Annotated in this window: 10 protein-coding genes; 5 read left to right on the top strand and 5 right to left on the bottom strand. The window is 48.3% G+C overall.

Annotated features, from left to right (window positions below):
* Positions 1-49: 49 nt before the first annotated feature.
* On the bottom strand, positions 50-1,138 hold the full coding sequence (gene serC / locus EOS97_RS18330; protein WP_000079590.1) for a 3-phosphoserine/phosphohydroxythreonine transaminase: 1,089 nt from the start codon (positions 1,136-1,138) through the stop codon (positions 50-52).
* Positions 1,139-1,323: 185 nt separating this feature from the next.
* Positions 1,324-2,016 carry a DUF421 domain-containing protein gene (locus tag EOS97_RS18325; protein WP_000642866.1) on the bottom strand — a complete coding sequence of 231 codons (693 nt, stop codon included), beginning with the start codon at positions 2,014-2,016 and terminating at the stop codon, positions 1,324-1,326.
* A gap of 136 nt (positions 2,017-2,152) precedes the next feature.
* Between EOS97_RS18325 and ycaO the strand changes: the two genes are divergently transcribed.
* The 3 genes from ycaO to pflB all read left to right on the top strand — a co-directional run bounded on the left by ycaO (position 2,153) and on the right by pflB (position 7,517).
* A complete protein-coding gene (ycaO, locus tag EOS97_RS18320) occupies positions 2,153-3,913 on the top strand; it encodes a 30S ribosomal protein S12 methylthiotransferase accessory factor YcaO (RefSeq protein WP_001804686.1) in 1,761 nt (586 codons plus the stop codon).
* 404 nt (positions 3,914-4,317) lie between these two features.
* Positions 4,318-5,175: a formate transporter FocA gene (focA, locus tag EOS97_RS18315; RefSeq protein ID WP_000642539.1), complete on the top strand. Its 858-nt coding sequence runs from the start codon at positions 4,318-4,320 to the stop codon at positions 5,173-5,175.
* Between the two features lie 59 nt (positions 5,176-5,234).
* The gene (gene pflB, locus EOS97_RS18310; protein WP_001292799.1) at positions 5,235-7,517 is read left to right on the top strand and encodes a formate C-acetyltransferase; all 2,283 of its coding nucleotides are present in this window, start codon (positions 5,235-5,237) and stop codon (positions 7,515-7,517) included.
* A 71-nt stretch (positions 7,518-7,588) separates the two neighbouring features.
* Here pflB and sopD2 read toward each other — a convergent pair whose 3' ends face one another.
* A complete protein-coding gene (gene sopD2, locus EOS97_RS18305; protein WP_023165769.1) occupies positions 7,589-8,548 on the bottom strand; it encodes a type III secretion system effector SopD2 in 960 nt (319 codons plus the stop codon).
* Positions 8,549-8,735: 187 nt separating this feature from the next.
* Between sopD2 and EOS97_RS18300 the strand changes: the two genes are divergently transcribed.
* Both EOS97_RS18300 and pflA read left to right on the top strand, forming a co-directional pair.
* Positions 8,736-9,005, top strand: coding sequence for a cytoplasmic protein (locus EOS97_RS18300; protein ID WP_077906518.1), 270 nt, complete (start codon positions 8,736-8,738; stop codon positions 9,003-9,005).
* Positions 9,006-9,123: 118 nt separating this feature from the next.
* Positions 9,124-9,921, top strand: coding sequence for a pyruvate formate lyase 1-activating protein (gene pflA / locus EOS97_RS18295; protein ID WP_000067928.1), 798 nt, complete (start codon positions 9,124-9,126; stop codon positions 9,919-9,921).
* A 292-nt stretch (positions 9,922-10,213) separates the two neighbouring features.
* Here the strand turns inward: pflA and EOS97_RS18290 are convergent, their stop codons facing one another.
* Positions 10,214-11,635 carry an APC family permease gene (locus tag EOS97_RS18290; protein ID WP_001134264.1) on the bottom strand — a complete coding sequence of 474 codons (1,422 nt, stop codon included), beginning with the start codon at positions 11,633-11,635 and terminating at the stop codon, positions 10,214-10,216.
* 217 nt (positions 11,636-11,852) lie between these two features.
* Complete coding sequence (locus EOS97_RS18285; RefSeq protein ID WP_000109275.1) at positions 11,853-13,001, bottom strand: MFS transporter; 1,149 nt, start codon at positions 12,999-13,001, stop codon at positions 11,853-11,855.
* Positions 13,002-13,074 lie beyond the last annotated feature (73 nt).

Raw genomic sequence — 13,074 nt, 5'->3', positions numbered from 1 at the left:
AGAAATAAAAACCCCACAGACTGGCCGTGGGGATGAAAAAAGAAACGTATTAGCCGTGGCGACGCTCAAAATCGATCATGAAATCGGTTAGCGCTTTTACCCCTTCAATCGGCATGGCGTTATAGATAGAGGCGCGCATCCCGCCAACAACACGGTGCCCTTTTAAGGCGTGCAGACCGGCGGCGAAAGACTCTTCCAGAAAGACCTTGTCCAGCGCATTGTCCGCTAACTGGAACGGAACATTCATCCGCGAACGGTTGGCCTGTGCGACATCGTTACGGTAGAAATCGCTGTTATCAATCACACCGTACAGCAACTCCGCTTTTTGCTGATTGATTTTGTGCATCGCCGCCACGCCGCCCTGCGCTTTCAACCATTTGAACACCAGACCGGAAAGATACCAGGCGAAAGTCGGCGGCGTATTAAACATCGAGTCGTTATCATTCAGGACGGTGTAGTCGAGGATGGACGGGCAGCTCTCATGCGCCTTGCCTAACAGATCCTCCCGGACAATAACCAGCGTCAGTCCTGCCGGACCGATATTCTTCTGCGCGCCAGCATAAATTACGCCATAGCGAGAGACGTCCAGCGGCGCAGACAGGATGGTAGAAGAAAAATCCGCCGTGACGACCACTTCCGGGCCAAAATCCGGCGTTTCATCGATGGCGATGCCGTCAATGGTCTCATTCGGGCAATAGTGTAAATAAGCGGCGTTATCGGAAAGCTGCCACTCGCGCATCGGTTTTACGGCACGTTTGCCGTCAACGGTGATTTTGGCGTCGATAATCTGCGGCGCACAGTATTTTTTGGCTTCTTTGATGGCGCTCGCCGCCCAGTAACCGGCATCGACATAATCCGCCGTGGTTTTATCGCCCAGCAGATTGAGCGGCACGCCAGCAAACTGCCCGCGACCGCCGCCGTGACAAAATAAAACTTTATAGTTGGAGGGGATATTAAGGAGATCGCGAAAATCCTGCTCCGCCTCTTCAGCGACCTGGATAAACTCTTTGCCTCGATGGCTAATTTCCATTACCGACGTACCAAGACCGTGCCAGTCACGCAGTTCCTGTTGCGCCAGTTTAAGTACTTCCGCCGGTAGCATCGCCGGACCTGAACTAAAATTAAAGACCTGAGCCATTTCCCCTCACCACGCTGCATTGTTTCCTGCCTGACAGACATCAGGCAAACGTTATTCATGTGAATATCGGTTTTATCATTCAGTGACACGCGCCGCAATGGGTAAAACAATGCGAGGAGAAAATGCGGCATGCGTCACACAACAGAATCTTCCGGATTAACCGTATAAATCCGATATTTTCGCTGTTAAACAACGCGTTTAGCCCGGCTTGCCTTCGTCCATTCTGGATTTGCGCAGCGCGGACATAATTGCTTTTCCCCGGCGTTCATGCGTATCACTTCACTGCAACGTACGCAGGCATAGTCGCCAGCCTCCGGCGCCACGATAAAGCGTGGCGTACAGTGCTCAGGAAGAATGCTTAACCCCGGCTTAACGTCTTTATTTTCAAAGAAATAGACGCTGATTTGTCCGTTTGTCTCCAGGATGGCCAGTCTGACCTGCCCCAGTTGCTCAACGCCATTCAAGCGAAGCTCCATAAAAAATTCAAACTCCGTCATGTTCGAGCGCTGCAGTTTTTCCCACGCCAGTTCGCCGTCTTCAACAATGACCACCGACTTGCCTTCCAGCAGATCTTCCAACTTTTCACTATGCGCCATCAGCCACATGACCAGGCGATAGAGCAGCGCCAGGGTGATGAATACCACCAGAACAGGGAGCATCGGAACGTCATCATAAAACGCGACGTCGCCTGCCGCCGACCCCAATGTCAAAATGATCAGCACTTCAAAAAGCGACATTTGCCGTACGCCGCGTCGTCCTGTCACCTTTAAGAAAAGAAACACCAGAACAAAGGTGTAAAAGCTACGTAGCGCCACTTCCCCCAAAAACGCTACCGGCACGTTATCCAGCGCCATTCGTTGCAAATCAAATGCTTTCATTTTTTATGCTCTTCCTGTGAATTCCAGTGTAAAAGCATAGCCAATACTTTTATTTCCGCCGATGTCCCGGCGAGATAGCGCCCGTCACATAAAACCCGTATCATTGCGCGCTTTCCGTACGACAAAAGTGATTTTCATGACGCAAACATTTATTCCCGGCAAAGACGCCGCGCTGGAAGACTCCATCGCCCGCTTCCAGCAAAAGTTACTCGACCTCGGCTTTCACATCGAAGAGGCCTCCTGGCTGAACCCGGTGCCAAACGTCTGGTCAGTGCATATTCGCGATAAAGAGTGCGCGTTATGCTTTACCAACGGAAAAGGCGCGACCAAAAAAGCGGCGCTGGCCTCGGCGCTGGGCGAATACTTCGAGCGTCTGTCAACCAACTACTTTTTTGCTGATTTCTGGCTTGGCGAAACGATCGCCAACGGGCCATTCGTGCATTATCCGAATGAAAAGTGGTTTCCGCTGACTGAAAATGACGACGTACCGGAAGGCTTGCTTGATGCCCGTCTGCGCGCGTTTTACGATCCGGAAAATGAACTCACCGGAAGCCAGTTAATTGATCTTCAGTCCGGCAATGAAGCACGCGGCGTCTGCGGCCTGCCATTTACCCGTCAGTCCGATAACCAGACCGTGTATATTCCGATGAATATCATCGGCAACCTGTACGTCTCTAACGGAATGTCCGCCGGCAATACGCGTAATGAAGCCCGCGTTCAGGGACTGTCGGAAGTCTTCGAGCGTTATGTGAAAAACCGCATCATTGCGGAAAGTATCAGTCTGCCGGAGATTCCCGCAGAGGTGATGGCGCGTTATCCGGCGGTAATGGAGTCAATCGCCACGCTGGAAGCCGAAGGTTTCCCGATTTTCGCCTATGACGGCTCGCTGGGCGGTAAGTATCCGGTTATCTGCGTCGTGCTGTTCAACCCGGCTAACGGTACCTGCTTTGCTTCTTTTGGCGCCCATCCTGACTTTGGCGTTGCGCTGGAACGTACAGTGACCGAGCTACTCCAGGGACGCGGACTGAAAGATCTTGATGTCTTCACGCCACCAACGTTCGATGATGAAGAAGTCGCGGAGCACACTAATCTGGAGACCCACTTCATCGACTCCAGCGGCCTGATTTCCTGGGATCTGTTCAAACAGGACGCCGATTATCCGTTCACGGACTGGACTTTTTCCGGCACTACCGAAGAAGAGTTCGCCACGCTGATGGCCATCTTTGCTGCTGAAGATAAAGAAGTTTACATTGCCGATTACGAGCATCTCGGCGTATACGCCTGTCGTATTATCGTACCGGGAATGTCTGATATTTATCCTGCCGAAGATCTGTGGCTGGCCAACAACAATATGGGTAGCCATCTTCGTGAGACTCTGCTTTCGCTGCCCGGTAGCGCCTGGAATAAAGAAGATTATCTCAATCTGATTGAACAATTGGATGAAGAAGGTTTTGACGATTTCACCCGCGTGCGTGAACTGCTGGGTCTGGCGACCGGAGCGGACAATGGTTGGTATACACTGCGCGTTGGTGAATTAAAAGCAATGCTAGCGTTAGCGGGCGGCGATTTGGAGCAGGCGCTAATCTGGACAGAATGGACGATGGAGTTCAATTCGTCGGTCTTTAGTCCGGCACGCGCAAACTATTACCGTTGCCTGCAAACGCTGCTGCTCCTGTCGCAAGAAGATACGCGTCAGCCACTGCAATATCTCAATGCTTTTATAAAAATGTATGGCGCGGAGGCTGTAGAAGCCGCCAGCGCCGCGCTTAGCGGTGAAGCGGCTTTTTATGGACTACCGGCTGTCGACCACGATCTACAAGCGTTCCCGGCGCATCAGTCCTTGTTAAAAGCGTATGATAAATTACAGCGCGCGAAAGCGGCATACTGGTCAAAATAAGGCCATATGAGTGACTTAGGGTAGGTTTACCCTCTCGGCTGCGTTATATTACGGGGCGCCTTTGCGGCCCCGTTTTATTTATTTTCACTAAACGGCGAAAAATGTAATAACAAGGTTAAATATTGGTTGTTGACATTAAATTAATTGACATAGTGATGTTACTTTATTTGTTGATTACTCCATATTAATTAACCGTGCAGCAGGAGGAGCCAGGAAAAAATTCAACTCTATTTATAATTTTTAAAATTTATTTTTATTAGGATAATCAAAAAGTTACACCGTAATTGCATAAAAGCCATGCGACTTACGGGCCTATAAGCCAGGCGAGATATGATCTATATCAAATTCTCATCTATAATGCTTTGTTAGTATCTCGTCGCCGACTTAATAAAGAGAGAGTTAGTGTGAAAGCTGACAACCCTTTTGACCTTTTACTCCCTGCAGCAATGGCCAAAGTGGCTGAAGAAGCAGGCGTCTATAAAGCAACGAAACATCCGCTTAAGACTTTCTATCTGGCGATTACCGCCGGCGTATTCATTTCAATTGCCTTTGTTTTTTATATTACTGCGACAACCGGTACTGGCGCGATGCCTTATGGCATGGCGAAACTTATCGGGGGTATCTGTTTCTCTTTGGGACTGATTCTCTGTGTTATTTGCGGCGCTGATCTTTTCACCTCTACTGTTCTGATCGTTGTAGCTAAAGCTAGCGGTCGCATCACCTGGGGGCAACTGGCTAAAAACTGGTTAAACGTCTATTTTGGTAACCTGATTGGCGCTCTGCTTTTCGTGTTACTGATGTGGCTTTCCGGCGAGTATATGACTGCCAACGGTCAATGGGGACTTAACGTCCTGCAAACCGCCGACCACAAAATGCACCACACTTTTATTGAAGCTGTCTGCCTCGGTATTCTGGCGAACCTGATGGTTTGTCTGGCCGTGTGGATGAGCTACTCAGGTCGTAGCCTGATGGACAAAGCGTTCATCATGGTACTGCCCGTCGCCATGTTTGTCGCCAGCGGTTTTGAGCACAGTATCGCAAACATGTTTATGATTCCTATGGGTATTGTAATACGCGATTTTGCTACACCGGAGTTTTGGACCGCGGTTGGTTCGTCTCCGGAAAGTTTTTCTCACCTGACCGTGATGAGCTTCATCACTGATAACCTGATTCCGGTCACGATCGGTAATATTATCGGCGGCGGTTTGTTGGTCGGGTTGACATACTGGGTCATTTACCTGCGTGGTAACGAGCATCATTAATCTGTTGATGCCCATTACACGCAGTAAATAAAAAATCCACTTAAGAAGGTAGGTGTTACATGTCCGAGCTTAATGAAAAGTTAGCCACAGCCTGGGAAGGTTTTACCAAAGGTGACTGGCAGAATGAAGTAAACGTCCGTGACTTCATTCAGAAAAACTACACTCCGTATGAGGGTGACGAGTCCTTCCTGGCTGGCGCTACTGACGCGACCACCAAGCTGTGGGACAGCGTAATGGAAGGCGTTAAACAGGAAAACCGCACTCACGCGCCTGTTGACTTTGACACCTCCGTTGCTTCCACCATCACTTCTCACGACGCTGGCTACATCAACAAAGCGCTTGAGAAAATTGTTGGTCTGCAGACTGAAGCTCCGCTGAAGCGTGCGATTATCCCGTTCGGCGGTATCAAAATGGTTGAAGGTTCCTGCAAAGCGTACAATCGCGAGCTGGACCCAATGATCAAAAAAATCTTCACCGAATACCGTAAGACTCACAACCAGGGCGTGTTCGACGTTTATACTCCGGACATCCTGCGTTGCCGTAAATCCGGCGTTCTGACCGGTCTGCCGGATGCGTATGGCCGTGGCCGTATCATCGGTGACTACCGTCGCGTAGCGCTGTACGGTATCGACTACCTGATGAAAGACAAATTCGCACAGTTTACGTCTCTGCAATCCGATCTGGAAAACGGCGTAAATCTGGAAGCGACTATCCGTCTGCGTGAAGAAATCGCTGAACAGCACCGCGCTCTGGGTCAGATCAAAGAAATGGCAGCTAAATACGGCTGCGATATCTCTGGTCCGGCGACTAACGCTCAGGAAGCAATCCAGTGGACTTACTTCGGTTACCTGGCTGCGGTTAAATCTCAGAACGGCGCAGCAATGTCCTTCGGTCGTGTATCCACCTTCCTGGATGCGTACATCGAACGTGACCTGAAAGCAGGCAAAATCACCGAGCAAGACGCACAGGAAATGATTGACCACCTGGTCATGAAACTGCGTATGGTTCGCTTCCTGCGTACTCCTGAATATGATGAACTGTTCTCCGGCGACCCGATTTGGGCAACCGAATCTATCGGCGGTATGGGCGTTGATGGCCGTACTCTGGTCACCAAAAACAGCTTCCGTTTCCTGAACACCCTGTACACCATGGGGCCGTCTCCGGAGCCGAACATCACCGTTCTGTGGTCTGAAAAACTGCCGCTGAACTTCAAGAAATTCGCCGCTAAAGTCTCCATCGACACTTCTTCTCTGCAGTACGAGAACGATGACCTGATGCGTCCGGACTTCAACAACGATGACTACGCTATCGCATGCTGCGTAAGCCCGATGATCGTTGGTAAACAAATGCAGTTCTTCGGCGCGCGTGCAAACCTGGCGAAAACCATGCTGTACGCTATCAACGGCGGCGTTGATGAAAAACTGAAAATGCAGGTTGGTCCGAAATCCGAACCGATCAAAGGCGATGTTCTGAACTTCGACGAAGTGATGGATCGCATGGATCACTTCATGGACTGGCTGGCTAAACAGTATGTCACCGCGCTGAACGTTATCCACTACATGCACGACAAGTACAGCTACGAAGCCTCTCTGATGGCGTTGCACGACCGTGACGTTATCCGCACCATGGCGTGTGGTATCGCAGGTCTGTCCGTTGCGGCTGACTCCCTGTCTGCCATCAAATATGCGAAAGTTAAACCGATTCGTGACGAAGATGGTCTGGCTATCGACTTCGAAATCGAAGGCGAATACCCGCAGTTTGGTAACAACGACGCTCGTGTAGATGACATGGCGGTTGACTTGGTAGAACGTTTCATGAAGAAAATTCAGAAACTGACCACCTACCGTGGCGCTATCCCGACGCAGTCTGTTCTGACCATCACTTCTAACGTTGTGTATGGTAAGAAAACTGGTAACACCCCGGATGGTCGTCGTGCTGGCGCGCCGTTCGGACCAGGTGCTAACCCGATGCACGGTCGTGACCAGAAAGGCGCTGTCGCTTCTCTGACCTCCGTTGCTAAACTGCCGTTTGCTTACGCGAAAGATGGTATTTCTTATACCTTCTCTATCGTTCCGAACGCACTGGGTAAAGACGACGAAGTTCGTAAGACTAACCTGGCAGGTCTGATGGATGGTTACTTCCACCACGAAGCGTCCATCGAAGGCGGTCAGCACCTGAACGTCAACGTCATGAACCGTGAAATGTTGCTGGACGCGATGGAACATCCGGAAAAATATCCGCAGCTGACCATCCGTGTATCTGGTTACGCAGTACGTTTTAACTCCCTGACGAAAGAACAGCAGCAGGACGTTATTACTCGTACCTTCACGCAGACCATGTAATGGGTTTGACTGAAATTACGCCATAAAAAGCGTACAAAAAAGGCTCCATATCAGTGGGGCCTTTTTAATTTTTATAAAAGCATATTTCGACAACCAGAATTTTTACTTATAAATAAAGTGTTATTATGTGATCTATATATTCTTCTCAGAATAGCATCAATTTCTCTTTTATTATTTTGATACTCCTCATAATCCTTATTTAATGCATCAGAAAACAGCATGGTGTTAGCTTCTGTAAAATCACATGACAATGACGGTATATATCCATGTAGCAGATAGATAAGTGTTGGATGAACCATATCAAACAGGACTTCTCCCTCTAATTCCCAGTAACCTATTTTACAAAATTGGGTAGAAATCTCAAAAGACCCCATTTGAAGACAACGTAGTTTATCCATCTCATCCTCAGTAAGCGTACCATTCCATTCAACACATGCCATTTTTCGATTTTCTCCAGATCGCATAAGCTTATAAACTTCATCCCTAATTTCATCATCCTCATTAACTTTCTGCCTAAGGTCAAAAGCAAAGTTTTCTAATAATTCTGGATAGCAAGCAATTTTTTCTCCATACTTAATACATGCTTTAAAAAACAACTCTTCCTCATCTTCTTCCATCACTTTAAAAATACAGTTTTCTGAAACGTTGAGGATACGATACAAATTACATTTATCAATAACCCTGCCATCAATCTCAAATAAAACTTGTGTCTGACTCACATCAAAACGCATAACAAAGCGGTCTTGTTGAGATGGATTAGCATATTGTTTTAATTGTGCAAAGGCATATATCTTCTCCATGCCGATTGTATCAACATTAAGTTCAGCTTGATTTTCACGTTCACATCCATGGATGAGTGTGTATAATACCTCCAGCACCTCTCTTTTTTTGTGTGTTCTGAAGTAGTCCTTAAATCTATCCCATAACCCCATGTATAGCGCTTCTTCTTTATCAGGACTCATCAAACGGGCTAGCCGTGAAGCATTAACTTCATAGTTATGACGATTACCAAAACTTAACGTAACTGGCATAATAACTCCCTTGATTATTTACCGCGAAAGCAAAATTTAATCCGTTGCTCTCATTTTTTGATTAAAACCACACTCTATTTAAGAGATTGAATCAGCCTGGGTTTAGAAATGACATCAGATTTACACCTGATAACACGTTGAATGCGACGCCAGGCGCTGTACAGCGCATAACGTTCTTTGGACACATCTGAATTATGTTGAGAATTATTTTCGTTCTGACCACAACAAAACGGCGCCAACCATTCGAAAAAAGAGGCGGATCATAAACAGCAAAACCAGGACGCTATGGATGATACACTTACAGTATGTATTGCGGTTGAGGCGTTACGGGCTGATGAATGAGCCACAATTTCTGGCGGTGCGAGTTATGCAGCATAGATTTGCCGTATATTTTATACTGAATAGAGGTAAAATAGCTCCATTGCAGCACATTCTGGAACAGCCACACATTCTGTAGTCCAAAATTTACGCTCGCAGTACCGCTTTTTTACAGGATGCAACCCCCTTACCAGGGTGCCCAACATGCCCGGAATGTGTCCATAAACCCCATGTTATTTAGAGCTAGCCGAAGCGATATGAGTAACTTAACCGATTGTATTACAAATGAAAGTGTTGCAGTAACTGCTGATAAAAAGCCGGTTATTGGTCGCATTCACTCCTTTGAGTCCTGTGGCACCGTTGATGGCCCAGGCATCCGCTTTATTACCTTTTTCCAGGGCTGCCTGATGCGCTGCCTGTATTGCCATAACCGCGACACATGGGATACGCATGGCGGTAAAGAAATCACCGTTGAAGACTTAATGAAAGAGGTGGTGACCTATCGGCATTTTATGAATGCTTCTGGCGGCGGCGTGACGGCATCCGGCGGCGAGGCCATTTTGCAGGCAGAATTTGTACGCGACTGGTTTCGCGCCTGTAAAAAAGAAGGTATCCACACCTGTCTCGACACCAACGGCTTTGTGCGCCGTTATGACCCGGTGATTGATGAACTGTTGGACGTTACCGATCTGGTGATGCTCGATCTCAAGCAGATGAATGATGAGATCCACCAGAATCTGGTCGGTGTCTCTAATCACCGGACGCTGGAATTCGCGCAGTATTTATCAAAGAAAAATGTGAAGGTCTGGATCCGTTACGTTGTCGTTCCCGGCTGGTCTGACGACGATGATTCCGCGCATCGCCTGGGCGAGTTTACCCGCGATATGGGTAATGTCGAAAAAATCGAACTGTTGCCCTATCATGAGCTGGGCAAACATAAATGGGTGGCAATGGGCGAAGAATATAAACTGGATGGCGTGAAGCCGCCTAAAAAAGAGACCATGGAGCGTGTAAAGGGTATTCTTGAGCAGTATGGTCATAAAGTGATGTATTAATCGCCTGCTATCTTACCCGCTTTTAAACGGCTACCCATGGCGGTAGCCGTTTTGCTGTCTGGATAACGCTCTTACCGCTAAAATACCCGACCCCGCCATCAGACAGGCCTGGTTAACAATATTGCGCTTACCAGGTATTAAATACAGAGTCGCTTATCTGCTGCTGGGTTGAAGGTCTGACAACTATTGCTGCCCCCGGCGCCTGTTAATACCGTGGTCTCCGCCTGGAACCCAGGCACCTGTAATCTTAAAAGGCGCTCGCCCGGCAGGAGCGCCGTGGAAAAGAACGTCGTTATGTGTTTCTACGCGCCAGCAGTGGGAAAATTAATCCCAACCCGACCAGGACAAAAGGCGTCACGATGTTCAACGTCAGCTGGAATGTCCACTCCGGTGTGAACGCCTCCATTTTGGGGAAAATACCGGTAAGGCAGGCAAACGCGGTGAAGGCAAAACACCATATCCCCACAGTTAACGCCAACGCCCGGTTGCGAATAAACACATATTCGGGTTTGTACTTTTGCGCCAGTCGAATGACGGCAATAAAGGCGACAAATACCCACAGATAGCGCAGCGGCATAACAACTGAGTTGAGATTAAGCAGCCATTTGTACAGGTTGTTCATATCGCCGATGCCAAGCGTTGGCAACATAATCAAGATAGCGACCAACACTAATGTCAGCAAATAACCGTTAACTGGCGTACCTGAAGCGTTAGTACGACATAAGCGCTGCGGGATATATTTACTGTCTGCATCACCCAGTAAGACTTTCAGTGGCGCATCAATAGAAAACACCAGCGCGGCGATTTGCCCCAGAGTATTGGCAATGGCATAAATCACCATTAATGAATTACCCATATGGTAATACTCACCCAATTTCTGGAATGCATAATATTGCCCATTGGTCATTAAATCGTCAGGTATATGCCGCGAATCAAACATCATTCCCATCGCCAACGAACCGAGGATAGCGCAGACCGCAACCATGACGGCTAAAAAGAGCATCCCCTTCGGAAATTCTTTTCCTGGATTCCGCGTCTGGTTAACGTAAGGCGAGATCTTCTCTGCCCCACCAACCGCAAAGACCAACATAGAGATGGTGGTGATATAGGTAAAATCGATATGAGGAATAAATGACTGCCAGGTGATGTTAGTGGTCGCAATTTCAACGTTTGTAATTGCTGGCGCGGTCACTGCCATCACAACATATAAAATTGACATGATAAACATGGCAATTCCGGCCACAGACCCAACAACCTTTAGCGATTTCATCCCTCTGGAAGCAACCCACATAAAGAAAACAAACAATGCCAGCGTCAGCCCCTGCAAGGCAACGACGGTATATTCTTTTATCAACGAGCCGTCGCCTTTTAAAGCCCATCCCAATGCAATGAGTATCGCCTGCGGCTTTTGCGCCAGGTAGGGAATATGCACGACCCAATAGGTCCATGCCGCAAGGTAAGCCAACCCCGGCCCCATCGTATGCTTAATCCAGGTACTGACGCCCCCTTTTCCCTCTTTGAAGGTTGAGCCCAGTTGCCCCACGATTAAGGCATAAGGAATAAAATAGAGCGCAAAAATAAACACCCAGGAGAAGACAACCACTAACCCCTGGTTAGCATAGTTATTGACAACATTGCCGAATCCCCAAACGGTAATAAACGACATCAAGGCGATGTTGTACCATCGCAACTGTTTTTCCTGCACATTCGGCATAACGCGATCCTTCGTGAACACAATGCTATTACTATAAATGAAGCGGGGGATTATGCGCGGTAAAGACGAAGAGAGAAAATAGAGGAGCGCAAAATTATAACCTTCGGCACATTTTATTTTTCAGCAAAGCAAGAAAATTATGCAGGTCAATTATTTTACGTAAAACATAAACAAAGAGTATGCAAGACTCACGTCCTGCATACGATTCAGAGAACAGTTAGATGTGGGCGACAGGATTAGGCGTCTGGCCGGCGTTACGTAACAGCATCAGCAGATAAATAAACGATACGCTGGCGATCATAATAAACAGCAGATTATCTGAATAATTCTGCATTAACATCGCAGCAAAAGACGGCCCCAACAGGCTCCCTACTGTATAACTTAACAACAGTGCCTGGTTCATTGCCACAAGCTGGTGGTGTTCGACTTTTTCACAGGCCCAGGCCATTGCAACAGGATAAAGCGTAAAACCCGCCGCCCCCAGAATAAACAGAGCTGGCGCCATCGCCGCCTGGGTTAACATGGCAATACTGCCGAGTATGACAACGAATACCTGTACACGTAATACCAGCAAGCGACCAAATTTGTCCGCCAGACGTCCCATTGGCCATTGCCCCAAAATACCGGCGCTCACCAGTACCGCCATCCAGAAACCGATGCTGGCGTTAGCCATCCCCTGATGCTTCAGATATAACGGCATCAGACCATATAATGAACCAAGAACAATGCCGGAAATAATACAACCATTCACGCCAAGACGCGCCTGGCGTAGCTTCAGCATGGCGCTAATAGAAGAGGAATGACGTACCTGCGTTTGCTGATTTACAATCCGGGTAAAGAGTAGCGGCAGAATTCCCGCCAGAATCATTCCGGTCACCCAGGGAAGGACGTGCAGCAATTCACCAGACACTTTACTGACCAATAATTGTCCAAGGAAGGTCCCCATGTAATAGACCATCATATAGGCAGCAAGCAGGCGCCCGCGATTATGCGAGGTTCCGCTGCACATCAACGCGCTTTCGACAACAACCCAAATCATGGCGCAGCCGATACCGGCAATAAAACGCCAGCTCATCCAGCTCCAGAACCCCACCATCACGCCCAACCCGACACAACCCGCGGCGAAGATCAGCGAGGCAAGATAATAGCTACGGTTAAACCCAATGCGTTTAATTAAATACCCGGTAAATAACGTCCCGACCAGATTGCCGGTAAAATAAGACGAGCTGACCATCCCCACCTGCCAGGTCGGAAGGTTTGCCTGAGCAAGCCACAGCGGCACAAGCGTATTCAGTACTGCAATGGCCAGGGTCAACAAAAGTAGCCCGCACAGCAAAAGCATGACGGGACGGGTATAGGTGGACATGAATAAAAACCGTGAGGAAGTTCAAATTTCATGCGCATCATGCCATCGCCAAAAACATTGTCAATCGGCTCCG

The sequence above is a fragment of the Salmonella sp. SSDFZ54 genome (genome assembly GCF_004010735.1).
Classification (GTDB): Bacteria; Pseudomonadota; Gammaproteobacteria; order Enterobacterales; family Enterobacteriaceae; genus Salmonella; species Salmonella enterica.
Note: the sequence above shows the minus strand (reverse complement) of the source record. Positions and strands in the feature narration are given on the sequence as shown.